Here is a 26,266-nt window from a genome sequence, read left to right as displayed (position 1 = left end):
GGTCGGGCTTCATCGCCGCACCGCCTCGGGATGGGAATAGATGTCGTCCCCTGTCAGGGGTCGCGAGAGCCGTTCCGCACTGACGATCCGCTCGTCGCGCACCAGCGCCGTGGGTCCCCCGAGCGGCCGGGCGAACGGCCCCTCGAAGGGCCGGGCGAACGGCATAGCAGGCAGCGGGTTCATCGCGTGCTCCGCGACTGCTCGACGTTCAGGCTCGGCGCCATCGCCGCACCGAGCACCGCCCGGGCCACCGGCGGACAGACCGCGTTGCCGATCTGCCGGAACTGGCGGGTCCTCGCGCCCTGCCACGGGTAGTCGCGTCGGAACCCCTGGAGCACTCCGGCCTGCTGCGGCGTCACGCGCACGGCATCACGACCGGCGCGGTCGTGCCCGTGCGGACAACGACTACTGCGCTTCGCGCCCGGCGTGTGGATCCGCGGATCGCCGAGGACCGTCGTCGCCGGCCGACGGTGCGCCCATGCGGGGCCCGACAAGGTCGAGGACGTCGGGGTTTGTGACGGACAGCCGACGGAGCGGGGGAGTCTTGTGGGTCGCCGGTCGTCGAAGGCGCTCGGCGACGTTGAGTCGATGCGGTCGACGGTCCAGACGCCGGCCATGGTGTCTACGGTTCGGGCAGGCCGGTTGGTCGGACGCGACAGGCCGCGTGGGCGCCGCCCGCTGTCGGTCTGACAGTTCGTGTGGGTCATCCGCGGCGTCCGCCACCCGAGCGCGCGCGCCATGCTCATCCACGGCAACAGGTTGTCCTCGCCTGGCTGGACCTGGTCCGGCCGTCGCGGGTTGTACGAGCGGTGGGTCGGCGCTGGGAGCGTCACCGGCCCGTCGAGCGAGGCGATCAGGAAGCATCGACGGCGGCTTTGCGGCACGCCGTACTGCTCGGCGCTCAGGATCCCGACGGCCGCGCGGTACCCGTGGCCGGTGAGCAGTTCGCCAAAGAGCTCCCAGAGCTCCAGGACGGGCGGCACCTGCTCCATCGCGACCCACCGCGGACGGAGCGCGAGCGCCCAGCGCAGCGGCTCGACGGTCAACAGCGACCGGTCGTCCTGGCACTGCGCGCGGTGCGCGGTGCGGTGATCCACCCCGGCGGCCAGTTCGCGGGCACAGGCGATGACGTGCTGCTTGTCCTGGCGGCCGAGCTTCCGCCCGGCCGTCGAGTACGCCTGGCACGGCGGCGAGCCGATCAGCCCCCAGACGGGATCGAACTGGTCGGGGTTCAGCTCGGCAATGTCGGCCATGAGGCGCGGATGCCCGGCCGCCTCAGCGGTCGCGCACGCCAAGGCGTCGGTCTCGATACCCAAGGCATCGTGGCCGAGTTCGCGCAGGCCCTCGTCCCATCCGCCGGCTCCGGCGAACAGGTCGATGATCGAATGGTCAGTCATCAGGGTCCTTCGGTTGATGGGTGGTCCGCGCGGCGAGCACGTCGATCCACGACGGCGCGAAGTACCCGGTGCGCGGGCGGTTCTCGGATTGGCCCTGCGAAGCGGACGTCTGCCACGAGAGGTGCAGATGTGGACCGCCCCCGCAGGGAACGCAGGTGGTGGGGTCGCCGTGGCCCGGGAAGCCGGAATAGCCAATGAACCGAAACGGCGGATTCGCGCAGATCGGCGCGGTCCCGCTGGCGGCGCACGAGCGCCGCCAGCCCAAGGCACGGGCAAGGCGTTCGACCGCCGCCCAGCCTCCGGTCGGTCCCGGGACGACGTCGATCGCCGCGCCGAGCGGATGCTCTCCCGACAGCGAATGGATGCTCTGACACGCCGTCACCCGCGTGCCGAAGCGCCGCATCAGGAAGACGACGTCCGCCACGATCCGCGCGTCGCAGCGCATCGACCCGAAACCGGATGCGACCACCGAGGCGGGAAGCAGCGCGAGGCGTCGGGGTCGGTGGAGCCTGCGGGCGGTGCCGAGCTTCTTCGCTCCACCGGCCGCCGGTTCACCGACACGGTCACCGCAATCGGCATCGCCGCCGCTCGCGGACGGAACGCTCGAGTCCGGTCGTGCCGTGGCGGCGTCGGTTGGGCGCGGGCTTCCCGCGCCGCGGAATCCGTACTGGATGGCGCGGCGCATGACCTGTTCCGCGTAGCTGGCTACGGCATCTGCGCAGGCACCGTAGTAGCGGCATGCGGCCTGGCGGTACTCGGCGTAGGTGCCGCCCGTCGGGGGTGCGTTCTTCTCGCGGCGCAACACCCTCGCGGCGGTATAGATCGCGTCGGCCGGATCGTTGATGTCCAGCCGTCCGTCGCGGTTGCCGTCGGTCTTGTAGCGGTCCCAGAGCGTGGGGCCCGGTCCGGGGCTGCACGGCGAGCCGCGGCGCATCGCGATCTGCATCGGACCGGCGCAGCCGTAGCCGTTGTCGCCGGCACAGGAGCCGTGGTCGCACTCCTGTGCGCCGATCGACGCGAGGAATGCCCAGTCGATGTTCATCGCCCGCCCTGCGCGGCGGTAGAGCCGCAGGCGGTTGGGTGGGATGTCGGCGACCGCGGACCGGCTCGGCGTCGGTCCGGCCGGTCCGCGACCGCCGACGCTGGGCGCGGCGGGGCATTGGTCGATGCCGCCGCCCAGCGCGAGGGCAAAGCTGAGCATCGCCAGCACCACCACGCCGACCGGCAGCAGCACGAGCGCCCAGAGGCACCACCGCGAACGACGATGCCGCGATCCGACCGCGCCGAGCAGCAGCATCGGGATCGGGGTGGTCATTCGCTGCTCACCTCCGCCACTCGCGCGCCGTGCGCCTGGGTGGCGATCAGCAGCTCGATCGGGTACCGGGCGACGCCGCCGTCGGCGACGGTCGCGACGACGTGCCAGCGGTCGCTGTCCAGCGGTTCGGCGGTCACGCGAACGACGCGCGGGTGGCGCCGTCGTGCCGCCGGCGAGACACGGAGCCGGGCCGTCGATAGCCGTCGGCGCAACGCGTCGGTGCTTCCCCGGATCCCGCGGACCGGTCCCCGGCCGTAGAGGTAGGACAGGTAGCCGGACAGGAACCGTCGTGCTTGTCCGATCACTGCATGGCGACCGCTGTCGGTCGACGACGCAGCGTGTGGATCGTCGCCGAGCGGCGGCGTGATCACGGCGGGCCGTGTCCCGTTGGAGACCGTCGTGGTCGCGCTCGGGTTCGTGGGTGCCGGCGCTCCATCGTGGGCGGTGAGCGCGAGGCCTGCGGCGACGAGCAGCAGCACGCACGCCGCGGACGCGAACGCGCGCGGGCGCTGTGCCTCCAGCGAGCGACCGGCCATCCGATGCGACCATCCGGTCATCCGGTCGCCTCCGAATCGGTCACGTGCTTGGCCATGTCGCTCCGAGGCGAGGTGCGCGGTGCGGACTGGTGCAATCGCTTCGTGTCACCCTGGAGTTCGCGCTCCAATGGGTTGCCGGCCTCGGGAGCAGCGCGCTCGGGATGCGGCGCAGCGTCGTTCGGTGTGGGGCGAACGCTTGCCGGCTGAGCGATCGGGACCGAGTCCCGACCGGTCGCGGACGAGGGCGGCGCCGCAGCGCCGGGCTTGCGTGTCGCGGGTGAGCCGTCCGTTCGTCCTCGCCCCTCGCGGCGCGTCGACGGGTTTTGCCGGTTGGGGGCGGCTGTCCCATGCGAGGACGCAGCGGCATCCGGTGCCCTTGACGTCCGGTCCGCCGATCCGCCGCTACGCGGGGCGTCGCCAGCGGTTCGCGCGCCCGCAATGGGATTCGATGACGTCCGCTCCGCGGAAGCGTCCGGGGGCGTATCGACGGACGGCGGGGTGGTCCGGGCCCGGTCGTTCGGCGGGTTCTTGGCACCGGCGCGGCGTGGCGGCGCGGCGTCGGTGGCCGGGCGGTTGGGTGGCGGGCTGTTCGGCGGCGCGCCTGGTTCGTCTGCGTCTGGAGGGGGCGGGGTGTCGTCGGGCGGGTCGCTCGGTCCCGATGTCGGTCCGGCAGCACGACCGCGCCGGGCCGGGAAGCCGCTGCTTCCGGGCAGGGAGCGACGGGCGATCCGGGCGACGGCGTAGAGCGAGGCCAACCGGACCGCCTGACTATCGGGCCCGCTCTTTGTGCCGGTGGTAGCCAGAGCGAGTTGTCCCGCGAGCTGGTGTCGGAACAGGAAGACCGACCAGTAGAAGGCGGCTTGCAGTCCGAACGCCATCAGCCATCCCAGGCTCGAGGTGGCCTCGTTGATCGCCGCGCCGACCGCCAACAGCACGGCCAGGATCAGGCTGTAGATCGCTTTGCGCACTACGAACCCGACCAGACGCGACAGCCAGCCCACGAAGAATTGGTGGCCCCGGCCGGGAAAGACCCCAACGACCAACGCGACCGGTGAGAACGCCAGGAGCAGCAGGACGAGAACCTGGGCGAGGATCACCGCGACCGAGAGCGCGCCGAGCAGCAAGAAGATCCCGAGCTCTCCGGCGAACACGACGATCGCCATCAGCAGCCGCTCGTACTGCGAGCCTTTGCCCATCGCCTCCGCTGCCGGTTTGTCGGCGGGGCCGAGGCGGTAGCTCGCGTCGCGCTTGGCGGGATCGTCGTCGTCCAGCTTGTCCTTGTCGCCGTCCTTGAGCGCGTCGTAGAGCTTGTCCCGCTCATCCGACCCCGACCCGAACCGCAGGAAGCGTGGGGCGTGCTTGTTGCGGTCGCTGACGCAGACCTTGCCGTCGGCGGTGACGCCGTCGGTGCGCTGCAACCGCCGCGACAACGTGCCTTCACGAGCCGGGTCGGTGGAGAGCGGTCGGACTGGCACCGACTGCGATCGATCGGCACCCGTTGACCGGACGCAGTGCTCGCGGCCGCCGAACTGCAGGACCGTCCACGGCTCGTAGACCAGCAGCGTGAAGAGCTGGTCGGCCGCGCCCTGCTTGGCGCGTCCCTGGTCGGCCAGCGAGCCCTGCGACGTGAGCGAGAGGAACGCGCCGGACATCGCGTTGGACCAGGCCGAGGCGGCGCCGATCGTGCGTTCCGGCTGGGTCACGAACGCGAGGGCGATCACGACGTAGACGACGGAGACCGCCAACGATCCGGCGGTCTCGACGTAGCGGCGGCGAACCAGCGCGTTGTAGATCGCCCACAGCCCCGCCAGCAGTACCGACACGATCAGCCATGGCTCACCGAACGTCTGCTGGTAGATCGACCGCACCGCCCGCGACACCGGCTCCAATGCGCTTGCGCCCCCGGTCGCGCCGGACCCGTTGACCAAGTCGAGCGAGAAGGCGAACGTGAAGAGCGTGATCAGCGCGTGCGCGATGAAGGCGGTCAACTGCCACAGCGTGTTACTGAGAAACCACGCGATCGTCGGGGGGATTCCCGACACGTCAACCCCGGACAAGACGCCGGCTTTGACGGCCGAGAAATGGTGGTCGAGGACGTAGTGACCGAGCGGGTGGGCATCCATCAGGGCCCCGTCCTGAAGCTGCGACGCCGGTCCGACGTTGGAGAGCAGGTCGCCGCCGATCGCGGCCGGACGCGCCAGCAGCACCAAGGCGACCGCGCCGCCGATGATCACGAGCGCCCACCGAACCGACCGGCGCCTCACGGCCGCGGCGATCACGCCGCGGCGGCGGTTGTTCCCCGTGGCGCTCACGATCGGTTCCTGCGGTTCGGGGTCGTGTCCAGCGCGGTGAGGAGCTGCGGGTCGACGTCGACTTGCAGCTCGCCGACCCGTCCGTCCAAGTCACGCATCAAGCAGCGGCCGCGTCGAAGTCCGCGGACGCGAGCGACCAACGCCTGGTCGTCCGGATCGAGCCCGAGCAGCCGCAGGGCACGCGCGGATTCCGCGTCGCTCTCCTGCCCGAACACGAAGTAGGTGCCGACGAGCTCGGAGAGATCGCCGAGGTCTTCCAGCCGCTGCGTGGCCAGGAGCACGGTCGCGTTGTTGGCCCGGCCGAGCCGAACGAGCCGGTTGACCAACGACCGGCCTTGCGTGGACGCCAGCAAGAACCACGCCTCGTCCAAGAGCACCACCTTGTGCCGCGACCGATCGCCGGATACCAACCGCAGCGCGTAGGCGGCGACCAACGAGAGGGTCGCCACCGAGATCCGCTCAGCGCGCGTATACGTCTCCCGCGAGGCACGGGGATCGGGAAGGGTCAGGCCCGGGGTGCGGATCGTCGTCACCGGCGCCACCGCCTCCGGGTCCGCGTCGCCGGGCTGGTCGACGGCGAAGCCCAGGCGCGCGAGCCCGAAGTCGCAGGCGACCTCCAGCGCATCCGCGGCGTCCTTCGCCGCCGGCCGGTCAACGGTCCGCAGCTGGTCGATCACCGCAAGCGACGAACCGGCGCCCCGGGCGACCACGTCGCGGACGGCGCGTTGGATCTGGTGCTCCCACGACGGCGCCGGATCCCGCAGCAGATCCAAGTAGTACGAGCACGCCAGCTCCTCCCGTAGATCCGGGAGCCCGATGCGGAGCGGATCGAGCTTCCCGCGGTGCTCAGGGTCCGCCGAGAGTTCCAGCACGTGGATCCGGTCCTCGAGAGCGGGGATGCGGTGCAGGCCGTGATCGGGCTTGGGGTCCAGATCGACGATCGTTGAGCCGCGCCGCTCGGCCGCGTAGGCGATCACCTGTGCCGCCACGGTCTTCCCCGACCCGAGCGTGCCCGCCAACAAGACCGCGGACGCCCGGGACTCGCGCGAGGGCGCGGTCGGGTCGTAGGTCACCGGGCGTCGGGCCGGCGTCGTGCCGAGGTAGATGCCGTGATCCGCGCCCAACCGGTCGCAGCCGATCGGCATCAACGCCCCGAACTGCTCGACCGTCAGTTGCGCCGCGTAGTCGCGGACGATGCCCCCGCCGGGTTGTGGCAGGTGGTCCAAGAACAGCGCCTCCTGCAACCCCCTCGGGCGATGCAGGCGGACCTGTCCGAACTGGTCACGCAGCGTGGCGACCCGCTGCTCCAACTCCTCGGCGCTCGCCGCCCCGACGGCGAGAGAGATCGACGCTTCGAGCATCGGAGGATGCGTCGAGCCTTGGAGGATCGCTTCGTACTCGCGAGCCAACTGCCGGTCTTCTTCCGGCACCAGCCCCGGCCCGTACGCCGAACCTTCCGCCTGTTCGCGGTAGACCTGTTCGACGTCGACGATCCGCTTGCGCACCTGCGCCAACGCGCGACGGTTCCCGACCCAACGGGCACGCAGCAGCGCGTCGACCTCGAACCCCGCCGATTCCAGCGGCGTGAACAGCAACTCGGCGACCGGACCAGGGAATTCCGCCTCGTCTGCCAGAGCCCCGGCAGTGAGGAACGTCTGGTGAGAGTCGCCCTGGTCGGTCTCCAGCACCAGCCGGGCCGGGCCGGTGCGCGGCTCGGTCAGCGGCGCGGCGATCGTCGCCGTGATGTCGGCACCCAGCGGCTCGTAGGCGACTCGCCCGGCGTCGGTGCGGATCATCAACGCGTCGGGCTGCCACCTGCCGTCTACGACGGGTTCATCGAGGCCCCGTAGGACGCTGCGGCGTAGCAGCCATTCGAGCTCCTTCGTGGAGGCGCGGCGGCAGCCGATCACGGCCGCCACCTGTTCGAATGTCCGCTGCTCGACGGTCGCCAACGAGCGGAGCTCGCGGTCCGGGATCGGCTGCGTTCTGCCGACGCCCGCGAGGTCTTCGAGGCGACGCCGAGCGCGGCCGAGCTGATCGGCCATGGTCGCCCCGATCCGGCCGTCCTCAGGAGATCCCAGCGCAACGGTCAGGTACACCTCAGGCCAGAACGCGTTGAGCGACCGCAGCCGCTGTTCGTGCCGCCGCAGGAACGCATCGAAGGCCGCCGGGTCCTGGCCGTCCGGGTCCAGCAGCTTGCGGGTTCGGTCCCGGTAGCGCTCGGCCGGGTAGGCGCGGGTGACGCGGTGCACCGTGAAGTCTGCTCCGACCACGGTCGCCAACCGCTCCAACGTCTTCAACCACCGCCATTTCTCCCCGGCCGGAAGAAACGGGTACGCGACGGTCGACAGGCGGTAGAGCGCGGCGGCCTCGCCACCCGGTCCCAACAGGACGTTCTGGCGGGCGTAGCGCAACGGCACCGGCCAACTCACGGCCGCACCTCCAAGCGCTCCCCGTCCTGCAACGCCAGCGGACCGGCCAGGACACGCCGACCGCGGCGCGGCGAGCACGCCGACGGTTCCAGCGCTGCCCGCCGGTGAGCGAATGGCCCCCGGCCGATCACCAACGCGAGCGGGATAGCCGGGGCGATCGTCGCCGGACCGGTGATCCGCCCACGGCGCAACCAGGGGGCGCGGTGGTCGGGTGAGACCCCGACCCGGAGATCGAGGCGTCCGCGTTCGTGGACCGGAAGTGCGCGACCGAGCCACCGCCGCGGCGGACGCACCTGCAACCACAGCCACGAGAGCGCATAGCGATGCGCCGGGCGCCCGTCCGGGGTCGCCTGCATGCCCAGCGTCGCCACCAGGCCGGGCAGCACCACCAGCCGCAGCGGCCAATCCACCACGCCCAACAGCAACCCGGCCACCTGCGCCGTCGCGAAGACCACGGCGCCAGCCACGAGCGCGAGCCGCCGATCGCCCGCCGCGCTCACGGCGAGCGCTGAGGCGACGGCCAGCAGTACGCCGAGCATCGGCGACCGCGTGCCGAGCAGCAACACGGCAAGCAGGGCCGCCGTCGCGTATCCGAGCCAGACCAAGGGGACGCCGCCCGGGATAGGGATCCGGCGCCCCTCGACCTGGTAAATCCGCCTGTCCGGCCTGAAGATCCGCTGATAGGAGCGGACCACGCCACGCTGAGAGCCCGGGGCGCTCATCCGAGGACCTGCCGTCCGATCGCCCGGGCGGCCTTGGCGATCGCGTCGGGTGAGAACACCATCCAGCCGACCACCACGGCCGCGATCAGGAACGACATCAACTCGACGTAGCGCCGGTTGATCAAGAAGATCAGCGAGACGATCGCGATCACCCCGCCGTAGAACTGCGCCGCGTAGCCACGCAGCAGATCCCCGAGGTTCTTCGCCACGTCGTTCCCCGACGCCGCGAGCGCCCCCGGGGCGAGCACCAGCAGCACCCCGATCGAGACCAGGAACGCGAGCGCCACGACCACCCGGCCGCTCACGCCTCGACGGTGCTTCGACTTGACGATCTGCGCGTCGGTGCCCGCGCCCGGAGCCGTGTGAGGGGTCTTGCGGCGGCTCACGAGCTCGGCCCTCCCGCGACGGCGCGCACGTACCACCGCTCCCGCCTGATCACCGCGAGGCGGTAGCGCAAGACGAACTCCGCGCCGCTTGCACGGTCATGGGCGCGGACCAACGCGACGACGGCGAGCCCGTCGCCGACGGGCCGGGGGTCGCGGGCGATCTGTTCCACCGCGACCACGTCCAGGCCCGCCGCCATCTGCACCAATCGCGTGCCCGGGGCGAGGAAGTACCCCAGCGCCGCTCGGTCACCGCCACCGACGTAGGCGGTGAGAAAGCGCGTGACCAGGTCGGTGATCGGTCGTGCCTGCGCGTCGGGCAACGTCACCGGCTCGGGCACGTCGACCGCGCCCACAGGGGGCGGTGCACTCAGTGCGGGCAGATCGGTGACCACGAGGCCTCCCGCGCGGTCGCGGGCGATCGGCACGCTCAGATAGCGGACCACCCCGTCCGACGCAGCGGCGACCGTGATCAGCGCGCGAAACCGGCCCAGGGCGGACTCTCGGGCCACCGTTGCCCACGCGACCTTCGCTCCCGGCCCGCGCGACGGCAGCAGCGCCGCCGTCTGATCGCGCACGTCCTCGGCGAAGAACGACGCAACCGCCCGTCGGTACCCGTCCGAGCGTTGCGACGTCCCGCCGAGGAAGGCGTGGGTGAAGCGCAGCGCGAACGCACGGGCTTCGTCGTCGGGGAACCGCGAACCCTGTGCAGCAGAGAGGGAGCCGCGGTCGGCCCCATCGCTTCCGCCGAGGATCGTCCCCAGCCCGCGGACCAGCACCAGGCCGACGAACGCCCAGAGCGCGACCCGGCCGACCGACGCCAAGCCGTTGCCGCCCCGGCGGCCTTGGGCCGCGCGCTGATCCGGCGGCGGCTCGTCGCCTCGCCCGTCCCGGGCGGCGTCGGCCAGGGTGCTCTGGGCCAAGAGCCGCGGACGGCCTCCATGGGCACCATCAGAAAACGCATCAAGCCAACGCATTGCCACCCCTTTGACGATCAGTCAGCCCGGCGGGCTGATGTCTCAGTGGTGGGTTTGTAACCGGGGCAGCTCTAGAGGTCTACAAGTCGCGGCTTACACAAATGAACAAGTGATCAAGCCATCTTGAATTCTTGGTGGCAAAGAACGGGCCCGGCCGTCTGGCCGGGCCCGTCGCCCACCGCTCGTTTGTGCCGAGCGCGCGCCTACGTCGATCCGGTTGTTCCTCGGGTCAGCAGCGAGCGCTGGGCGTCGAGGTGTTCCTCGACGCTGGCGGCGACCTGCTCCAAGAGCCAGAGCGAGGTCCAGTCGGCCAGCCCGTAGCGGATGCTGTGCCCCTCGCGCTCGCGCCGCAGCATGCCCGCTTCGTAGAGCACGCGCAGGTGCCGTGAGACGTTCTGATGCGTGACTACACCGGGCATTCGGTCGACCAACTCCTGAACCGTCGCGTCACCGCGCTCGTCCAGCAACACCATGATCTGCACCCGTGTCGGCTCGCCGATCACGCGCAACCGCAGCTGCACGATCTCCAGCACCTCCGTCGACGCGATTGCGCGCAGGCGTCCGCCCGCTCCCGAGGCTGCTCCGTCGCCCCGGCGCACCGTATGCCGGGCCGTTTGCGCGGGCGTCGTCGACGCCGATTCCATCGTCACCATGCCACACCTCCCATCGCCTGAACCATGCCCTTGTCCTATCTCCCGATAGGATCGGAATCAACGACCACATGTGACTACTGGTCAGATGTGACTACTAATCATCCGGCGAAATAGACCGTGGCAGGCCGATCGGTTCAGGCGATATCGGAAAGGTGCAACACGCGCACGACGCGGACGTCGACGACGTTGTGCGTTAGCAACGTCGCGTCGTGCACTTGGGCCATGGCCGCGATCAAGAGGTCGGTTTTGCGGGTACGCGGCTGCGCGCGGGCCCCGACGAACGCGAGCGGCAAGGCCGCCCCATCGTGTCCGCACCGCGTATCCGTCGTCCAATGACAGCCGGGTCTTCAGCACGTACATGATTCACTCCCAGGCAGGCCTGGCCGGAGGCCTCGCGAAGTTCCGATGGACGAGGCATTCGCGAAAAGCCGGGAGGTAGTCCGGACCATTCGCCTCACCAACCGAACCTCGCCGTAGAACAAATGGCATAGCGCCTCACGACCGCTCTACTGCGGAGTTCGTGCTACCGGGCACCGATGCGACGCCCGTCTCCGAGCCCGCACCGGCCCCCTCCCCGAACGAAAGGGGAGGGGGCCGGTGCGGGCCGGCCCTTACGGCCGGGACGCGGCCCGGCTGTAGGTCTTCCCGGACGCGGTGGTCCAGCTGATCTCCTTCATGCTCTTCACGTCAGCGACCGCGATGCTGTTGGCGATCGGCACATCGACCGTCGCACCGGAGGTTCCGGTCACCTGGACTCGCTGCACGCCGTCGGGCGCCAGCAAGACGACCGGGCCGTCCTGGCCCTCAGCCGGCGCCGAGTACATCGGCGTTGCCGGATCGTTGGCCGTGTTGAGGGTCGAGCAGAAGCCACCGCCTCCGGCGCCGTTAGGCCCGACGCGAATGCGCAGACAAACGTCGTCCTCGCCCCAGAATGCGATCACCTGGCGATCCTGAGCGGCATACACGATCTTGCTGTGGGGAAGCGAGCCGGAACCGTCCGCGTTCACCTGCTCCATCATTTTCTGGTTGCTCTTCATTGTTGCTGCCGCAACGCTGGTCGCCGAGACGCCAGGAGCAGCAGCCGCCGCCGTGTCTGCCAGCACCGCGATCGGATCGTGCGTCGCGTCCGGCCGCGCGGCATTCGGCGCGGGCGCGAGCGCTGCCTCGTTCGGGGCAGCGCTCGACGGGTCTCCCGAGCCCTGGGCTACGGCAAGCCCTCCGGCGCCAGCGACCACAGCGGCAACGGAAGCCACGATGACGGTACGTGTCCGGCTCATATTCATTCCCTTACTAATGGTCATGGTCTATTCACTCGCATCCCGTAATCGCGGCGCTTCCGTCGATGTGCCGGACGGTCCCGGCGCCTCCCCAGTAGACGTAGGCGTTCGCAGCAGGACCGTTCCCGAAGCACGCCATGTTACCCCTCGTGTTGTACGAGCAGGCACTACCGCCCGTCACCGTGCGCTGGGAGCCCGCCTGGGTTTCCATCTTTGTGCAGACCTCACTTGAGGTAGCGCTCATGCTGGCGATCACCCGGGTCCATCCGTTGTACCCAGAACTGGAGCAACGGACGCCACTTGCCACATCACACCCCCAAGCCGACGCAGTGGAAGCGCTGGACGCCGCTATTCCTGCCGTCAACCCGCCCACGGCCAAGACCGCCAGCGCAGTCCTTCCAACATCCTTAAAGCTGATCATTACGCGTACGTCTCCCATTTTGGCCCGTCATATCTACACGCAGACGACACATAGCTATGCGTCGTTCGCGCCTTGACGGATAGACGGCTCGCTTCATCAAGCGGGCAGACGCGGATCAACGAAACAGAGGACAGGCCTCTAGAGATCTTCACGAACTTCACTCCTGGGACGTGCTGCACCTGCGCAGCGGGACGTACGCAGCCCTCACGCGGTGGGCTTTACTGACGCCTACGTTAGCAGAGTTTCCAGTCTGGGTGGCGATGTTTTCGAGCGCTGATCACGCTGCTACTGACGCACCTGAGCGATGCCAGAGCAACCGCACACGTCCAGGCTCCTAGCCCAGGGCGATTGTTCGCCCCTAGCCTCAGCCCTTCGGGCGACAGCATGACTCTCGTCGGCTAGTCGACCTTCCCGGCGCTGGCGTCACCGCGGCACGGCACGCTGCTCGGTGATTGCCGGTACCAGGTGCGCAGCATGCGGCAGACGATCGGAGCCGCGGAGCTTGAGCCGTAGCCGCCATCCTCGATCGTGGCTACAACCGCGATCGGCCGCTCCGGGTCCTGCACCATTCCCACGAACCAGGCCTGTTCAGGGCAGGTCGTGCCGCCCGCGCGGTCGCAGCGCTCCGCTGTGCCGGTCTTGCCGAGGATCGGGTACCGACCCTGATCCCAGCCCTGAAAGACCGACGCGGCGGTGCCGTCGACGGTGACGCCCCCCAGACCTTGCTTGATCGCCTGCTTGAACGGGGCAGCCAAGCGAACGACGCGCGGTCGAGTCGTCTCGAAGGACTGAAGCAGCGCGCCGTTGGGCTGCTCAACGCGCATCGCCAGGTGCGGGGTTGGGAAGCGAAGGTCCGGACGAACTGGACCGTTGTCGTAGAGCCCTGAATAGGCCACAGCCAGCTGGAGCGGCGTGATCTGGAGATCACCCTGGCCGACCGCGAGGTTGACGTTGTCGCCGCGACGATAGCTGCCACCGAGTTCGGCGACCAGGTGACAGTTGGCGCGTTTCTCGCGCTTGCGACAGTTGCGCTCGGCAACATCGCGCCCTTCTCGCCACTTTTGATCAGGAACGACACCGGCCGCCTCACCGGGAAGGTCAATTCCCGTTCGGCGCTGGAAGCCGTAGTGCCGCGCCCACGCCTGCAGTGGCGACCCAGGGAGCGGGAAGACCTTCCAGCCAACGTCGTAGAAGAAGGTGTCGGAAGACACCGTCAGCGCCTGGGAGACGTTCTGGTCGCCATGATCGGCGTGCCCGGCATTGCAGTAGGTCGTCGGCGGATGCCCGAACGACGCGCAGGACCCGCCACCCTGCAACGACGTCGGTGTGATCACGCCAGAAGCCAAACCAGCGGAAGCCGTCACCAACTTGAAGGTCGAGGCAGCTGGATAGACGGAGTCGATCGCTCTGTCGACCAGGGGCGCACCGTTCTGCGCGCTCGTCAGCCGCCGGAAGCGACGGGCACTGATTTGGTTGAAAACCGCAGGGTCCAGCGACGGGTAAGAGGCCAAAGCCAAGACCTCACCGTTTCGCGGGTCGATCGCCGCGACCGCGCCACCGGCGCGCCTGTGGGTCTTCTGGTCGATCCGCTGGCCGATCTCCCCCTTGAGCCCGGCCTGAGCCACCTTGACAAGGCCAGTGTCGATCGTCAGCCGCAATCGGTCTCCGTCCGCAGCCTGACGTTCGGTGACCTTGCCCGTCGGGGCATTCGACGAGTCCACCTCGATCCGCTGCTCACCATCTCGACCGCGCAGATAGTTGTCGTACTCGTACTCCAGTCCGCTCTTACCGATCCGCTGCCCCTGTTGAAGCCCGCGGTACCGCTTCTCCTTCAGCTCCGCTTCGTTGATCTGGCCGACTTGCCCAAGGACCTGCGCCATCATCGAGCCCTGGGGATACTGGCGCGGGTACTGGCGGGCGACGGTCACACCGGGGAACTTGGCCGGGTGCTCGAGGAAGTAGTTCCGGATGCCGGCGTTGACACCCTTGGACTTCAGCGGCACGCTTGCGTAGGGAACCTGCACCACGCTGGCCACCACCCGCCGGTAGAGCGTCCTCGTCGAAGTTCGCAGCGGCCGACTCATCTGTTCCAACTTGATCCGCAGCGCCGGTGACGCGTCGCGGCTGACCGAAAGTGCCGCCGGGCGGCGACTACGCATCCGTCGCGCGGCCTCACGAGTGGCACGTCGTTCGCGACGAACCCGTTGCCCCTCGGTCTGTCGCTCGAATCGCCTACGCTGCGCGCCGCTTGTCGGCGCCATCAGTTGGGCAGCGAGCCGCTCCTCTGCGAGGTCGAAGCGGCCTCGCCGCTGGCCCCAGCCGTTGATCGTCGCGACGTCCGCCGGCGGGATCGACTTCGCCTCCAACGTGACGACGGTGGCAACGCGGTTGTCGACGAGCGTTCCGCGACCATCGCTGCCGTTGCGGTCGATGATCGACCCGCGCGGGGCCTCGACTCGAACCACGCGGGCACGATTGTTGTCAGCCTGCGCTAGGAACTGGTCACCTTGAAGGATCTGCAGAAACCACAGCCGCAGGAACAGCACCGCGAAGACGCCCAGGGCAATCAGCGCGAAGGCTGCAACGCGAATCGCCAGCTGCGGTGACTCGGCGCCGGAGCGACGGTTCACGGCGCCGCCCGCCCGTCCGCCCAGACGCGGCACGACGTATTCCTGGCAAAGTCAGAGCCACACACGTGGCCGAGAGTACGCCCGTTGCGCGACAAACACGCAACGAACCTTTCGCCCTTAGACGCTCCGTCTTGGCATCACGCCCTCGTTCCTCGCTAACGCATCAAGCCGCGCGCCGCCGACTCCAGCCGATCACCGGGGGTCGGCGGCGGGCGCCGTAGTCGACATGGCGGCGGGCCGCGCGAGTGCCTGCCTGCCAGCAATCACCAGGCTCCCGGGCGGTTGCGGCCCTGCACGGCGATGGGCCGAGCAAAGCTGCCGTCGCCCCGGCGATGTCCTCGAACCGTCGGAGTTGGCTAATAGGTACCCCGCTCACCGGGGCGGACGGTGCCGCTTGCTGCGGCCCGCGTGCTGGGCTTCGGTCTGCACCAAGATGGGGGAGAGGCGGATTCTCAGCGGCCGGCCCGGACAATCACGCGCCGTTGTCCGCTGCTCCCCGTCGCGTACGGATAGCCCGCCGACGGCTTCACCACCGCGCGCATCCGGTATCGCCCGCGGAGCTGTTGCGGGATCCGGTAGATCGCCGACCACCGTCCGTTCGCGCGCGCTCGGACGGTGGTCACGGCGCGCCAGGTCGTGCCCGCGTTGGCCTGGATCGCGATTGCCGTTCCCTGCCGCGTACCGGTCCGGCCAAGCAGCCGTCCGGTGAACTCGAGACGTTGGCCGCGGTAGACGATCGGCCGCGGCTTGATCGAGAGGGTCGTCGACGCCTTGACCCTCCGTCGAAGCTCAGCCGTTGCGGCGGGCAGCGTGTCGCGCGAGCGTGCGCGCCACTGAACGCTGTAGGACGCCGACCCCGATGCCACCGGCACCTGCGCCGAGAACCGGCCCGTCCCATCCGTGCTCACCGTCGCCACCACGCGCGGGGTGGCACCGGTCGCGGTCGGCGTCGCCGCCAAATGCAGCGTCGCCCCGGCCACGCCACGACCCGCCGGGGCAACCAACCGGCCCCGGATCACGTTCGACTTCCGCGCGCTGTACCCGGCTCGCAACGAGCTCCCTGGCGCCCGACCTCGACAGGCGACCTGGTGCGCCCGCCGGTAGCGCGCCGAGCGCTTGCACCGCCGCTGCACCGTTCGACTCTTCGACCGTGCCTTCCCGGTTGCCGGCCACCACGCCGTCAAACGGGCGTCGTCCGCCTCGTAGGTGCCGTTGGAGTTGCCGCGCAGCGCGGGATCGGAACTCGGGCCGACCTGCTCACGGTTCTGCGTCACGATCGTCGTGCTCGCGAGGACACTCTCGTTGCCGCCGACGTCGATCGCGATGATCTCCAAGCGGTGGGTCCCGTCGTCGACCTGCGCCGTGTCGACGGTCAACCGGCCGATCGCGCCGGCCGGGCACGCTCGCATCGACGCATAGGGCGGGCCACACTGCTCGGGCGACACGGCGACCGCTCGGCCGTCGACTCTGGACTCGACACGCCGCACCCCCGACCCGTCACCGTCCGTCGCCCGGTACTCGACCGATCGGCTGCCGCGCACCGGCGCGCCGGACGAGGACGCCACCAGCTCGTCGACCGTCGCCGTCCCGGTAGGCGGCTGCACGTCCCTCCAGGTGACCTCAAGCAACATCGCCTCGACCGTCCCCGAGGCGTTCTCGCAGAGGGTCAGCAGCGAGCCGGCGCAGTTCACGCCGATCGAGAACCGCTGTCCGGGGTCGCCGGCTGCCTCCGATACCGCTCGATCAACCGTGACCGACGTCGTCTGCCCCGACGGGCAAGGGTCGCCCGCGTCGCTGGTCCGACACAACCCGTAGGGGTTGATGCCGCCCTCGGCGGCCCCCGTGCCCGCGTTCAGCACGCGGTTCGCCTGGACCCGCAAATGGATCGGCCGGATGCCCGAGGGCCACCGCAGCATCCATTCCACGCGCGAGTTCCCCGATGCGTTGCTCGGTTCCAGCGTCGCGGTCAGGCGTCCGGGGCCCGCGGCGCAATTTTCCGTCAACGACCCCGGCGCGTCTCGGTACGGCTGCCAGTCCTGTAGTACCTGCCCGAACTGGCAGTACTTCACGACGTAGTCGCCTGCCTGCGCCCCCGGGGCGCCGGCAAGCCAGCCCACCCCGACGAGCCCGCACAGCACGGCAACTCGAACGATGCTCACCGGACGATCACGCTCCCCATCTCAGAAAATCCCCGGATCAACGGTCTTCTCGGATTCGCTGCTCCCGCCGCCAGAGCGCTTCGCCGAGGACGAGCCTGACGACGCCGTTCCCGACGACTGAGGCGTGGCGGACTGCGAAGGCGTAGCCGTACTCGGTGCGGACGAATCGCTGGATCGGGTCGAGCTCTCGGCCGGTGGTTGCGCAGCCTGTGCTGCGGCGGCTCGCCGAGCGGCCCCCCGCTGTTGCTGCGCACGCTTCGTGCGCTGACGTTCGACGGCGCGGATCCGTGCCTCGACTGCACTCGCGCCCGGCGTCGTGCCGTAGCGCCGCTTCGCCCTGCGCAGCCGCGAACGCGCCAACGGCAGGTCGCCACGGCGGGCGGCCTTCTCCGCGCGGCCGACCAACAGTCGCGCTGCGGCCTCGCGATAGCCCGATGCGGCAGCGGAATCGCCGAGCTGAAGCGCCAACACGATCGCCGCGTTGTAGTCGCCGCGATCGGCTGTCGCCCGCATCACCGCCAGGTTGCGGGCTCGTGCGTCGGCCCGCTTCCATTCCTCGACCTGCTGCGCTGTTGGCGGCGTCGAGGGTCTGCCGTCGTCGGATCGTTCACCGAGCGCGCTCGCGGCGACCATGCCCGCACCACCGATCGCCAGCGCAGCCCCGAGAGCCATCGCCACGCGTTTTAGGTGCCCACCCGTCGGCGGACGGGCCGCGCGCAACGTGATCGCGCCGCCCGTGCCTTCGCCCACACGTTCGCGCTCTGGCCCGCCGGTCGGAACAGCCGAGTTCGACGTCACCGGATCGCCCGATGGCTGTTCGATCGGTGGCCCGAAGGCAAAGTCATCGTCTGGCCACGGCGGAAGGCCCTCGAGGCCGGACATCGGCTCGGGGTCCTCGACGCTCGGCACCGCTCGGGGTTCGGTGTCCGCGGAAGGCTCCGACGCGGTCTCCTCCAACGAAGCCGTGGAGGGCTTCTCGGTCAGGATCTCGACGGGTTCAGCCGCGGCCGGGAGCCTCGTACCCGTTGAACGTTGCGGTGGCTCGTGGCGCGGCGATGCGGCGCGCTGGCGCTCGTGTCGCAGCGCCTCCGCGACGAGTGGGTCGTCCGTCGCCGGCCAGATCGTCTCGATCTGCGTCTTGAGCACCGCGGCGAGCAGCTGCATCTGCTCAGGACGCGAGGGCCGATTGCGATCCTGGTCCCACCGCCGGAACGTGTGGATCGAGACGTTCATCCGCTCGGCCACTTCGTGCTGCTTGAGGCCAGCCCGCTCACGAGCAGCACGCACTCCCGGCTCCAAAGCGACGCCGGTCCGGAACGCAAGGGGGACTTCCCGGTGATCAGACATACCGATCTCCCCGAGTATCCCCGGCCCATACGCCCCTGACAACTCCGTCAGCATCCCTCGCCTGGCGTGCTCGACGGATCGTCCATACGGCGAGCAGTCGCGGGTGGCGGGTAGTCAACCTTGCCTACCCGCCCTCGGAAGGAAGCCCGATGCCCTGCAACCAACGGGGCTTTGGCGGCGACTACCTTCTCTCCGGCATCGGCCGGACGCGCGCCGCGGACTGCGCCGCAGCGCGCGCCTTGAGCAACGTAGTCACATTTGCTCAGTAGTCAGATGTGACTACCAATCCGGCCAGCTCACTGAGTCGCGACGCGGCTCGCGTCGGCAGGACGGACCCGTCGCGCTCGTGCACCAACCCCGCGCACGCCAGGTCGCGAACGGCGCGACGGATCGCGTCGGTCTCCAGGAACGACGGATCGAACGGCTCTTGGAACGCCGTCACGATCTCGTCGAGGGTGAACGGTGCCGGGTAGGCGAGCAACAGGTGGATCATCACCGCCATCTGCAACTGGTCGTCGAGCTCCGCCTGGCTCAGCGTGGACTGATCGTGCATCAGGATCACCCCGCCGTCGTCAGGACAAGCGCGGCCCGCGCCGCGCGCGTCGGCCACACGAACGACGCGTGCTGATGCAACAGGCCGCGCGCCGTCAGGTCTTGGATCGCGGTCATGAAGCTGTCGCGCTGGCTCGCGGCTCTCGTGCCCGGCGGGGTGAGCTCCGACACCAACTCGTCGAGGCTGAACACCGCGGGGTAGGCGTCGAACAGATGCCGCAACACGTCGTTCTCGTGCTGGGCCTCCAATTCGACGGGGGACAGCACTCGTCCGCAGGTAGGCTGGTCGTGCATGGGAGGTCCTTGCCTCTCGTGCCAGCCCCAGGGACGTCTCTAGCGTCGCCTGGGGCACTCTTGGCGTTGTCAGTAGCCATCGAAACTAGCTGGCCCGAATCGGGAAGCCAAGGCCTTCGGGCGCGGCTTTCGCGGTCAATCGGAAGCCGAACTAGGTGGGTTTAGGCCACGAAAAGGCCACGAGACCGCTACTGGCACGTAGGCGCTCGCTTCCTACGGGCCCGTAGAAAGCGAAAGGCCCCGCGATTTGCGGGGCCTTTCTGAGGTGCGCGATACAAGACTCGAACTTGTGACCTCACGCATGTCAAGCGTGCGCTCTAACCAACTGAGCTAATCGCGCTGGTTGCTCGGGGCGCTCCCAAGCGATGCTGGAGGTTAGCAGCGAGATCGAGAACGTGACGTCCGGGTGTCGTCGCCACACGAAGCGGCCCGAAGTCGGTACATTGCGTGCCCCTGGGCACCGTGGCGGAGTGGCTACGCAGCGGCCTGCAAAGCCGTCCACACCGGTTCGATTCCGGTCGGTGCCTCTAGGTGACCCGCACGATCCCCGGTCTTCAGAGACCGGGGGTCGCGGCGGGTACGGTCCCGTCCGGCAGCGACGTCTCGCGCCGACTGCGGGCCTCGCGCCACTCGCGCAGGAGCAGCGTCCAGCCGGCCAGGCCGCCGACGATCAGGATCGGCATCAGCGGCAGGTTGTAGCGCCCGTGGGCGACCGCGAGGGTGTGCACGCCGGTGGCGGCGGTCACGCCGAGCAGGATCGAGGCGATCGCCGGATCGCGCCGCCGGACGACGCCCCACAGCAGGCCGAACCCGGCCAGGGCGACGATCATCAGGTGCAGGCCGAGCCAGATCGGGCTGGTCGGGGTCGCGCCGCCGCGGGCGTAGCGCGACCACATCTTGCCGGCCTTGAAGGCCATCATCTTCGCGAACGCGACCGGCTGGCCGAGCGCGTAGGTGCGGATGTTGTGGCGGGCGGCGATCGAGAGCGCGGCGTCGCGCTCGAGCTTCGGATCGTTCTTCCGGTACTTGGCGACCACGTCGTCGAGCACGACGATCGCCGGGATCTGCGTGTACGGCCGCGAGGCGAGCGACGGGTGGCGACGGATCACGTCGTCGCGCATCGCGAACTTCATGTCGAAGGTCGAGCCGTTGCCGGGCAGGTAGGTGCCGACGAACAGCGCCGAGCCGCCGCCGGTGGTGACGGGGACCAGGGTCTCCGCCTTGTTCGACGCGTAGATCGTCCACGGCAGCACCACGACCACGCAGGTCGCGACCAGCAGCGCGGCGCTCTGGAACCCGCGCTTCCAGCCGACGGTGTTGCCGAGCACCACCAGCGCCAGGGCCGCGACGAGCAGCGGGACGAACAGCAGATCGGTGCGGGTCAGCAGCACGCCGCCGAAGAGCGCCCCGGTCAGCGCCCACCAGGGGCGCCGTCCGGTCCGCCAGGCGAGCGCGGCGGCCGTGAACGCGCAGGTCACCAGCAGCGCGCCCAGTGGCTCCGACAGCAGTGTGCTCGGACCCCACGCCAACGGGGGATAGAGCGCCACCACGGCCGCGGCGGCGACCCCCGTCCAGGCGCCGGTCAGCGCACAGCCGAGCGCGAAGGCGGCGAGGATCGTCAGCGTCGAGATCAGGAACTGCGTCCAGTACAGGACGTTGAGGTCGTCGGGGCCGGCTGGATGTGCGCCGGGCGCGATCTCGTAGGCGAGCGCGAAGACGGACGGCGTCGCCGGCGGCCAGTGGAGCGCCTGGACCTCTGCCTTCTCGCGGGCCTTCTTCGTCTCCGGCCCGCGGGAGGTACGCCCGGTGTAGGTCCCCGTGCGGGAGAGGTTCTGGGCGATCGAGGTGTACGACTTGGCGTCCGCCGACTGCTGTTCGACCGGGTTCCCGGCCTGGTACGCCCGGATTCCTCCGCCGACGAGCAGGATCAGCAGCAGGGCGAGCCAGGCCGACCGGGGTATCTGACGTAGCCGCGGCATCGCGGCGCACGATACGTGGTCGCCTGGACCCGAGGGGCCGGCGGCCCGGTCACCGGCGAGCGGTACCGTGGTGGCATGGCTGACGATCCCACGGCAGCAGGCGACGAGGAACCCACCCGCGTGACTCCGGCCACCAACGGGGCGGGCAACGGCGGGCGGCTTGCGGATGCCGTCCCCGAGGTGCCGCCGACGGTGACTCCGGCCGGCTCCGTGATCGACGCGCCGGCCGGCGACGCCGCGCCCTCGAGCCCGGCGGACGGCCCGTCGGGGGCCCCGGCCGCCGCGACCAATGCCCCGACGGACACGCCGCCGGCAGCTGCCGCTGGCTCCGCGGCGCCGAAGGGCGACGCCACCACCGGTGAGGGCGGCGGCGCGCAGCCGCCGAAGGGCCCGGGACCGGCCGACGGCGCCAAGGCCGACCCCGGAGCGGGTGACAAGGACAGCGCCCGCGCGCGCGGGCGCGCCGCTGCCGGGCGGACCGCCGAGGGAGCGAAGGTCGTCGGCGACCGGGTCTCGCAGGCGGCCAGCGCGACCGCCCAGGCCCTGCGCGACACCGACGTGCGCGAGATCGCCGAGCACACCACCAACCTGATCGAGAACGCGCGGCCGTTCTTCCTCGCCGCGTTCGCGATCGTCTTCTCCTTCCTCGCCTCGGTCGAGAACCACGCCGCGATCGGCGTCGTGTTCGCGATCGGCGCGATCCTCTGCGTGCTCGGGGCGGCCTACGCGGCCGAGCTGACGAAGGTCATCGGCCCCCGCGGGAACCGCGACCGCCAGTCGCGGAAGTAACGCGCGGGGTAGACGTCCCGCGCGGGTAGGGCAGCGCGGGGCGGGCACTGCGGCCCGGCGGGGACCGCACGGGCCGAGCCAGAGGCCGCGGCTCAGGCCAGGACCGCGAGCAGCCGGTCGAGGTCCTGCTCGTCGTTCCAGGCCCCGACCGACGCCCGCACCAGGTCGGTGCCGGGCAGGTCGCGCACGATCACGCCGGCGGCGGCCAGCCGGTCGCGGGTCGCCACCGGGTCCTGCTCGTGCCACGAGACGAGCGTCGTCCGGCCGCGCGGCGCGACCGTCCTGCCGGCCTCGCCGAGTCGTTCCGCGAGCCGTGCGGCCATCGTCGCCGCCCGCTCCAGGACCGCGTCCCAACCGTGCTCGTCGAGCACGTCGTAGGCGGCGACCGCCGCGGCCGAGACCTCGCCGGAGGTGGCGAGCGCGTCGTGCGCGCGGGCGTCCGGCCACGGCCGGGCGTCGAGTCCGGCGCCGGGCTCGGAGAGGTTCAGGTAGCCGGGGGCCGTGGGCTGCAGGCGCGCCTGCCAGGCCGGATCGATCCAGAGGATCCCGGTGCCGATCGGACCGCACAGCCACTTCTGGCCCGGGGCCGCGTAGAACGCGCAGCCGAGCGCGTGGACGTCGACCGCGATCGCCCCGGCCGCCTGAGCACCGTCGAGCAGGACGGGAACCTCGCCGCGCAGCTCGGCCAGCCCGCTCGGGGCGACGGCGCCGTCGGTCCAGCGGACGTGCGAGCACGCGACCAGCTTCGTGTCGACCCCGACCGCTTCGACGATCCGCTCCAGCGGGACCGCGCGGACGACCACGCCGTGCCGGCGGACGAGCGCCGCGAGCGGCCCGAGCAGCCCGGGGTGCTCCTGCTCGGCGATCAGGATCTCGTCGCCGGCCCGCCACTCGAGGCCCTGGAGCACCCGCGCCATCCCGTCGGTGGTCGCGGTCGTCAGCGCGACGTCCTCGGGCCGGGCACCGAGCAGCCTGGCGTAGCGCTGCCGGCGGTTCTGCTGGGCGTGGTTGACGGTCGCGAAGTGCTGGGCGCCGCGACCGTGCTGCTCGGCCTGGTGGAGCACGCCGCCGAGCGCGGCCCCGGCCGTCCGCGGGAGGGGACCGCAGGTGCCGGCGTTGAGGTAGGCCACGTCCCGCAGGACGGGATACTCGGCGCGGAGCTCGGCGGGGTCCATCGGTCGAGCATACGACCCGTCGTCAACCCCTTGTCCAACCGGACGGGCACCGCGACCGGCGCTCGCATACCCTTCGCGGCTATGCAGGTCACGCTTCCCGACGGCAAGGTTCTCGAGCTCACCGACGGGGCGACCGGTACCGACGCTGCGGCCGCGATCGGGCCGGGCCTGGCGCGGGCCGCGTTGGCGATCATCGTCGACGGCGAACAACGCGACCTCGCGGCGCCGCTGCCCGACGGCGCGCAGATCGGCATCATCACCGACCGCTCCGACGAGGCGCTCGAGCTGATCCGCCACGACACGGCCCACGTGCTGGCGGCGGCGATCCTCGATCTCTACCCGGGCACGAAGATCGCGATCGGCCCGCCGATCGAGCACGGCTTCTACTACGACTTCGAGTTCCCGGAGGGCGTCGTCCTCAACGACGGCGACTTCGAGGCGATCGAGGGCAAGATGGCCGAGCACGTCGCGGCCGACGAGACCTTCCTCCGTGAGGACGTCTCGGTCGAGACGGCGCTCGAGCGGTTCAAGGCCGAGGACCAGCCCTACAAGGTCGAGCTGATCGAGGACCTGGTCAAGAACGCGCCGGCCGACGCGCCGGTCGAGACGGTCTCGCTCTACACCAACGGGCCGTTCACGGACCTCTGCCGCGGCCCGCACGGTCCGGGCACGAAGCGGATCGGGGCCTTCAAGCTCCAGTCGCTGGCGGGGGCCTACTGGCGCGGCGACGCCGAGCGGCAGCAGCTGGTCCGGATCTACGGCACGGCCTTCTTCAAGAAGAAGGACCTGAACAAGCACCTCGAGCTGCTCGAGCTGGCCCGCCAGCGCGACCACCGCAAGCTCGGCAAGGAGCTCGGGCTCTACCACTTCACCGAGGCCGCTCCGGGCTCGGCGTTCTGGACCCCGCGCGGCACGCGGATCTTCAACGAGCTGGTCGCGCTCAGCCGCGAGATGGGCGACGACCGCGGCTACACCGAGGTCAAGACGCCGCAGCTGTTCGACGCCTCGCTCTGGAAGACGTCCGGGCACTGGGACAAGTACCGCGACGACATGTTCCTGACGGCGACCGGCGACGTCGCCTCGGCCGCCGAGGCCGGCGAGGTGATCGAGCCGAACATGGGCTTCAAGCCCATGAACTGCCCGGGCCACTACGAGCTCTACCGCCAGAGCCGCTGGAGCTGGCGCGACATGCCGGTCCGCTTCAGCGAGCCGGGGCTGCTCCACCGCAACGAGCTGTCCGGTGCGCTCCACGGGCTGATGCGGGTCCGGCAGTTCTGCCAGGACGACGCCCACCTGTTCGTGATGGAGGAGCAGATCCAGGACGAGGTGACCGCCTGCCTGAAGTTCGCGCAGGACACCTACGACCTGTTCGGCTTCGCGCAGGAGGACTTCAGCTACGAGCTCTCGACCCGTCCGGACAACCGGCTCGGCTCCGACGAGATGTGGGACAAGGCCGAGGGCGACCTCCGCCGCGCGCTCGACGCCAACCAGCTGCCCTACACGGTCCACGAGGGCGACGGCGCCTTCTACGGGCCGAAGATCGACATCCAGTTCCGCGACTCGCTCGGCCGCTCGTGGCAGCTCGGCACGGTCCAGATCGATTACCAGGCGCCGGAGCGCTTCGACCTCACCTACACCGGCTCCGACAACACCGACCACCGCCCGGTCGTGCTGCACCGGGCGCTGCTCGGCTCGTACGAGCGCTTCATCGGGATCCTGCTCGAGCACACCGGTGGCGAGCTGCCGTTCTGGCTGCAGCCGGCGCACCTGACGCTGCTGACCGTCGCCGAGCGCCACGGCGACCTCGCCCACGAGATCGCGACGCAGATGCGCGCCGCCGGGCTGCGGGTCGTGATCGACGACCGCAACGAGTCGATCGGGCGCAAGATCCGCGAGACCGAGCTGGCCAAGGCGCCGCTGATGGCGGTCGTCGGCGACCTCGAGCTGGAGCAGGGGACGCTGGCGCTGCGCCACCACGGTGGACGCGAGGAGCCGGCGACGCCGGTCACCGAGATCGCCGCCACGCTCGGGACGAAGGTCGGGGAGCGGACCGCGCTCTAGGACCGCACGACCCGTCGAAGTGCGAGGCGGCCCGTGCGGGGGCGCCTCGTCTTCGTAGTCCGTCTGCGGCTAGACGATCCCGCCGTTGGCCCGCACGACCTGGCCGTGACCCAGCGGCCGTCGGGGCCGGCGAGGAACGAGACGACCGCGGCGATGTCCTGCGGCTGGCCGAGGCGCTCCAGCGGCGGCTGGGCGGCGAGTCGGGCGATCGTCTCGTCGTCCTTGCCGTCGAGGAACAGCGCGGTCGCGGTCGGGCCGGGCGCGACCGCGTTGACGGTCACGTCGCGCCCGCGCAGCTCGCGCGCGAGGACCAGCGTCATCGCCTCGACGGCGCCCTTGCTGGCCGCGTAGGCGGCGTAGGTCGGGAACGCGAGCCCGACCACCGAGCTGGAGAAGTTGATCAGCGCGCCACCAGAGCGCAGGCGCCGGACGGCCTGCTGGTCGACGACGACGGTCCCGCGGACGTTGGTCCGGTGGAGCGCGTCGAACGCGTCGAGGTCGAACTCGGCGAGCGGGGCGAGGTGCATCCGCCCGGCGGCGTGGACGACGACGTCGATCCCGCCGAAGGCCTGCTCGGCGCGGTCGAAGAGCGCGGCGACGGCGTGCTCGTCGGCGACGTCGGCCTGGACCGCGATCGCCTGCCCGCCGGCGTCGACGACCGTGCGGACGACCGCCTCCGCGTCGCTCTGGCTGCCGGCGTAGTTGACGACGACGGCGAACCCATCGGCGGCGAGCCGGAGGGCCACGTCGCGCCCGATCCCGCGGGAGGCCCCGGTGACGAGGGCGGTGCGGGCGGTGGGGGCGGGTGCGGTCATGCTGGTCTCCGTGGGGTCGGGGCCGCGGGCGCTGCGGCAC

22 protein-coding genes, 2 tRNA genes and 1 pseudogene are annotated in these 26,266 nt (G+C 70.4%); 4 read left to right on the top strand and 21 right to left on the bottom strand.

The genetic code is table 11. The annotated features are described in order from the left end of the window. Positions 1-9: 9 nt before the first annotated feature. From ACVUH9_RS00600 to ACVUH9_RS00545, 12 genes are all read right to left on the bottom strand, one after another. Positions 10-183 (bottom strand): hypothetical protein, encoded by a 174-nt coding sequence (locus ACVUH9_RS00600; protein WP_475752900.1) that lies wholly within the window; start codon positions 181-183, stop codon positions 10-12. Further along, positions 180-1,397 (bottom strand): DNA cytosine methyltransferase, encoded by a 1,218-nt coding sequence (locus ACVUH9_RS00595; protein WP_475752899.1) that lies wholly within the window; start codon positions 1,395-1,397, stop codon positions 180-182. Before ACVUH9_RS00595 ends, ACVUH9_RS00600 begins: the two co-directional genes overlap by 4 nt. Next, positions 1,390-2,712 (bottom strand): lysozyme family protein, encoded by a 1,323-nt coding sequence (locus tag ACVUH9_RS00590; protein ID WP_475752898.1) that lies wholly within the window; start codon positions 2,710-2,712, stop codon positions 1,390-1,392. Before ACVUH9_RS00590 ends, ACVUH9_RS00595 begins: the two co-directional genes overlap by 8 nt. After that, positions 2,709-3,248, bottom strand: a complete 540-nt coding sequence (locus tag ACVUH9_RS00585) for a hypothetical protein (protein ID WP_475752896.1) — start codon at positions 3,246-3,248, stop codon at positions 2,709-2,711. Before ACVUH9_RS00585 ends, ACVUH9_RS00590 begins: the two co-directional genes overlap by 4 nt. 17 nt (positions 3,249-3,265) lie before the next feature. Then, positions 3,266-5,560: a hypothetical protein gene (locus ACVUH9_RS00580; RefSeq protein ID WP_475752895.1), complete on the bottom strand. Its 2,295-nt coding sequence runs from the start codon at positions 5,558-5,560 to the stop codon at positions 3,266-3,268. Beyond that, complete coding sequence (locus ACVUH9_RS00575) at positions 5,557-7,992, bottom strand: ATP-binding protein (protein ID WP_475752893.1); 2,436 nt, start codon at positions 7,990-7,992, stop codon at positions 5,557-5,559. The genes ACVUH9_RS00580 and ACVUH9_RS00575 overlap by 4 nt, the downstream gene beginning before the upstream one ends. Further along, positions 7,989-8,714 (bottom strand): hypothetical protein, encoded by a 726-nt coding sequence (locus tag ACVUH9_RS00570; RefSeq protein ID WP_475752891.1) that lies wholly within the window; start codon positions 8,712-8,714, stop codon positions 7,989-7,991. Before ACVUH9_RS00570 ends, ACVUH9_RS00575 begins: the two co-directional genes overlap by 4 nt. Then, positions 8,711-9,100 (bottom strand): hypothetical protein, encoded by a 390-nt coding sequence (locus ACVUH9_RS00565; protein WP_475752889.1) that lies wholly within the window; start codon positions 9,098-9,100, stop codon positions 8,711-8,713. The genes ACVUH9_RS00570 and ACVUH9_RS00565 overlap by 4 nt, the downstream gene beginning before the upstream one ends. Then, entirely contained in the window at positions 9,097-10,074 is a 978-nt protein-coding gene (locus tag ACVUH9_RS00560) for a hypothetical protein (protein WP_475752887.1), read from the bottom strand. Before ACVUH9_RS00560 ends, ACVUH9_RS00565 begins: the two co-directional genes overlap by 4 nt. 203 nt (positions 10,075-10,277) lie before the next feature. Continuing rightward, positions 10,278-10,727, bottom strand: a complete 450-nt coding sequence (locus ACVUH9_RS00555; RefSeq protein WP_475752885.1) for an ArsR/SmtB family transcription factor — start codon at positions 10,725-10,727, stop codon at positions 10,278-10,280. A 134-nt stretch (positions 10,728-10,861) separates the two neighbouring features. Then, positions 10,862-11,020 (bottom strand): hypothetical protein, encoded by a 159-nt coding sequence (locus ACVUH9_RS00550; RefSeq protein ID WP_475752883.1) that lies wholly within the window; start codon positions 11,018-11,020, stop codon positions 10,862-10,864. A gap of 318 nt (positions 11,021-11,338) precedes the next feature. Then, positions 11,339-12,004: a hypothetical protein gene (locus ACVUH9_RS00545; RefSeq protein ID WP_475752881.1), complete on the bottom strand. Its 666-nt coding sequence runs from the start codon at positions 12,002-12,004 to the stop codon at positions 11,339-11,341. Positions 12,005-12,153: 149 nt separating this feature from the next. Between ACVUH9_RS00545 and ACVUH9_RS00540 the strand changes: the two genes are divergently transcribed. Continuing rightward, on the top strand, positions 12,154-12,501 hold the full coding sequence (locus ACVUH9_RS00540; RefSeq protein WP_475752879.1) for a hypothetical protein: 348 nt from the start codon (positions 12,154-12,156) through the stop codon (positions 12,499-12,501). 322 nt (positions 12,502-12,823) lie between these two features. Here the strand turns inward: ACVUH9_RS00540 and ACVUH9_RS00535 are convergent, their stop codons facing one another. The 6 genes from ACVUH9_RS00535 to ACVUH9_RS00510 form a co-directional block, all read right to left on the bottom strand. Further along, positions 12,824-15,088, bottom strand: a complete 2,265-nt coding sequence (locus ACVUH9_RS00535; protein WP_475752877.1) for a penicillin-binding transpeptidase domain-containing protein — start codon at positions 15,086-15,088, stop codon at positions 12,824-12,826. A 419-nt stretch (positions 15,089-15,507) separates the two neighbouring features. After that, complete coding sequence (locus ACVUH9_RS00530) at positions 15,508-17,214, bottom strand: hypothetical protein (protein ID WP_475752875.1); 1,707 nt, start codon at positions 17,212-17,214, stop codon at positions 15,508-15,510. 21 nt (positions 17,215-17,235) lie between these two features. After that, the gene (locus ACVUH9_RS00525) at positions 17,236-18,459 is read right to left on the bottom strand and encodes a hypothetical protein (RefSeq protein ID WP_475752873.1); all 1,224 of its coding nucleotides are present in this window, start codon (positions 18,457-18,459) and stop codon (positions 17,236-17,238) included. Between the two features lie 364 nt (positions 18,460-18,823). Beyond that, positions 18,824-19,171, bottom strand: coding sequence for a hypothetical protein (locus ACVUH9_RS00520; RefSeq protein ID WP_475752871.1), 348 nt, complete (start codon positions 19,169-19,171; stop codon positions 18,824-18,826). Further along, entirely contained in the window at positions 19,120-19,407 is a 288-nt protein-coding gene (locus tag ACVUH9_RS00515; protein WP_475752870.1) for a hypothetical protein, read from the bottom strand. The genes ACVUH9_RS00520 and ACVUH9_RS00515 overlap by 52 nt, the downstream gene beginning before the upstream one ends. A gap of 266 nt (positions 19,408-19,673) precedes the next feature. Next, positions 19,674-19,747, bottom strand: a tRNA-Val gene (locus tag ACVUH9_RS00510). A 116-nt stretch (positions 19,748-19,863) separates the two neighbouring features. Here ACVUH9_RS00510 and ACVUH9_RS00505 point away from each other — a divergent pair. Further along, positions 19,864-19,934 (top strand) — tRNA-Cys (locus ACVUH9_RS00505). 27 nt (positions 19,935-19,961) lie between these two features. On the opposite strand, the gene ACVUH9_RS00500 is transcribed toward ACVUH9_RS00505, so the two are convergent. Continuing rightward, entirely contained in the window at positions 19,962-21,386 is a 1,425-nt protein-coding gene (locus tag ACVUH9_RS00500) for a glycosyltransferase family 39 protein (RefSeq protein ID WP_475752868.1), read from the bottom strand. A gap of 75 nt (positions 21,387-21,461) precedes the next feature. Between ACVUH9_RS00500 and ACVUH9_RS00495 the strand changes: the two genes are divergently transcribed. Next, positions 21,462-22,175 (top strand): hypothetical protein, encoded by a 714-nt coding sequence (locus ACVUH9_RS00495; protein ID WP_475752866.1) that lies wholly within the window; start codon positions 21,462-21,464, stop codon positions 22,173-22,175. A 92-nt stretch (positions 22,176-22,267) separates the two neighbouring features. Here the strand turns inward: ACVUH9_RS00495 and ACVUH9_RS00490 are convergent, their stop codons facing one another. Continuing rightward, positions 22,268-23,350: an aminotransferase class V-fold PLP-dependent enzyme gene (locus ACVUH9_RS00490; RefSeq protein ID WP_475752864.1), complete on the bottom strand. Its 1,083-nt coding sequence runs from the start codon at positions 23,348-23,350 to the stop codon at positions 22,268-22,270. Positions 23,351-23,431: 81 nt separating this feature from the next. Between ACVUH9_RS00490 and thrS the strand changes: the two genes are divergently transcribed. Next, positions 23,432-25,411, top strand: coding sequence for a threonine--tRNA ligase (gene thrS / locus ACVUH9_RS00485; protein ID WP_475752863.1), 1,980 nt, complete (start codon positions 23,432-23,434; stop codon positions 25,409-25,411). 69 nt (positions 25,412-25,480) lie between these two features. Here thrS and ACVUH9_RS00480 read toward each other — a convergent pair. After that, a pseudogene (locus ACVUH9_RS00480) lies at positions 25,481-26,226 on the bottom strand (SDR family oxidoreductase). Positions 26,227-26,266: the final 40 nt, after the last annotated feature.

The organism is Patulibacter ginsengiterrae, from assembly GCF_056269115.1.
This window is presented reverse-complemented; position numbering and strand designations above follow the sequence as displayed.

Excerpts from the sequence above, each read along its gene's own strand:
- ACVUH9_RS00600 (WP_475752900.1), bottom strand. The coding sequence starts at position 183 with ATGAACCCGCTGCCTGCTATGCCGTTCGCCCGGCCCTTCGAGGGGCCG.
- ACVUH9_RS00595 (WP_475752899.1), bottom strand. The coding sequence starts at position 1,397 with ATGACTGACCATTCGATCATCGACCTGTTCGCCGGAGCCGGCGGATGG.
- ACVUH9_RS00590 (WP_475752898.1), bottom strand. The coding sequence starts at position 2,712 with ATGACCACCCCGATCCCGATGCTGCTGCTCGGCGCGGTCGGATCGCGG.
- ACVUH9_RS00585 (WP_475752896.1), bottom strand. The coding sequence starts at position 3,248 with ATGGCCGGTCGCTCGCTGGAGGCACAGCGCCCGCGCGCGTTCGCGTCC.
- ACVUH9_RS00570 (WP_475752891.1), bottom strand. The coding sequence starts at position 8,714 with ATGAGCGCCCCGGGCTCTCAGCGTGGCGTGGTCCGCTCCTATCAGCGG.
- ACVUH9_RS00560 (WP_475752887.1), bottom strand. The coding sequence starts at position 10,074 with ATGCGTTGGCTTGATGCGTTTTCTGATGGTGCCCATGGAGGCCGTCCG.
- ACVUH9_RS00555 (WP_475752885.1), bottom strand. The coding sequence starts at position 10,727 with ATGGTGACGATGGAATCGGCGTCGACGACGCCCGCGCAAACGGCCCGG.
- ACVUH9_RS00545 (WP_475752881.1), bottom strand. The coding sequence starts at position 12,004 with ATGAGCCGGACACGTACCGTCATCGTGGCTTCCGTTGCCGCTGTGGTC.
- ACVUH9_RS00515 (WP_475752870.1), bottom strand. The coding sequence starts at position 19,407 with ATGCACGACCAGCCTACCTGCGGACGAGTGCTGTCCCCCGTCGAATTG.
- ACVUH9_RS00500 (WP_475752868.1), bottom strand. The coding sequence starts at position 21,386 with ATGCCGCGGCTACGTCAGATACCCCGGTCGGCCTGGCTCGCCCTGCTG.
- ACVUH9_RS00495 (WP_475752866.1), top strand. The coding sequence starts at position 21,462 with ATGGCTGACGATCCCACGGCAGCAGGCGACGAGGAACCCACCCGCGTG.
- ACVUH9_RS00490 (WP_475752864.1), bottom strand. The coding sequence starts at position 23,350 with ATGGACCCCGCCGAGCTCCGCGCCGAGTATCCCGTCCTGCGGGACGTG.
- thrS (WP_475752863.1), top strand. The coding sequence starts at position 23,432 with ATGCAGGTCACGCTTCCCGACGGCAAGGTTCTCGAGCTCACCGACGGG.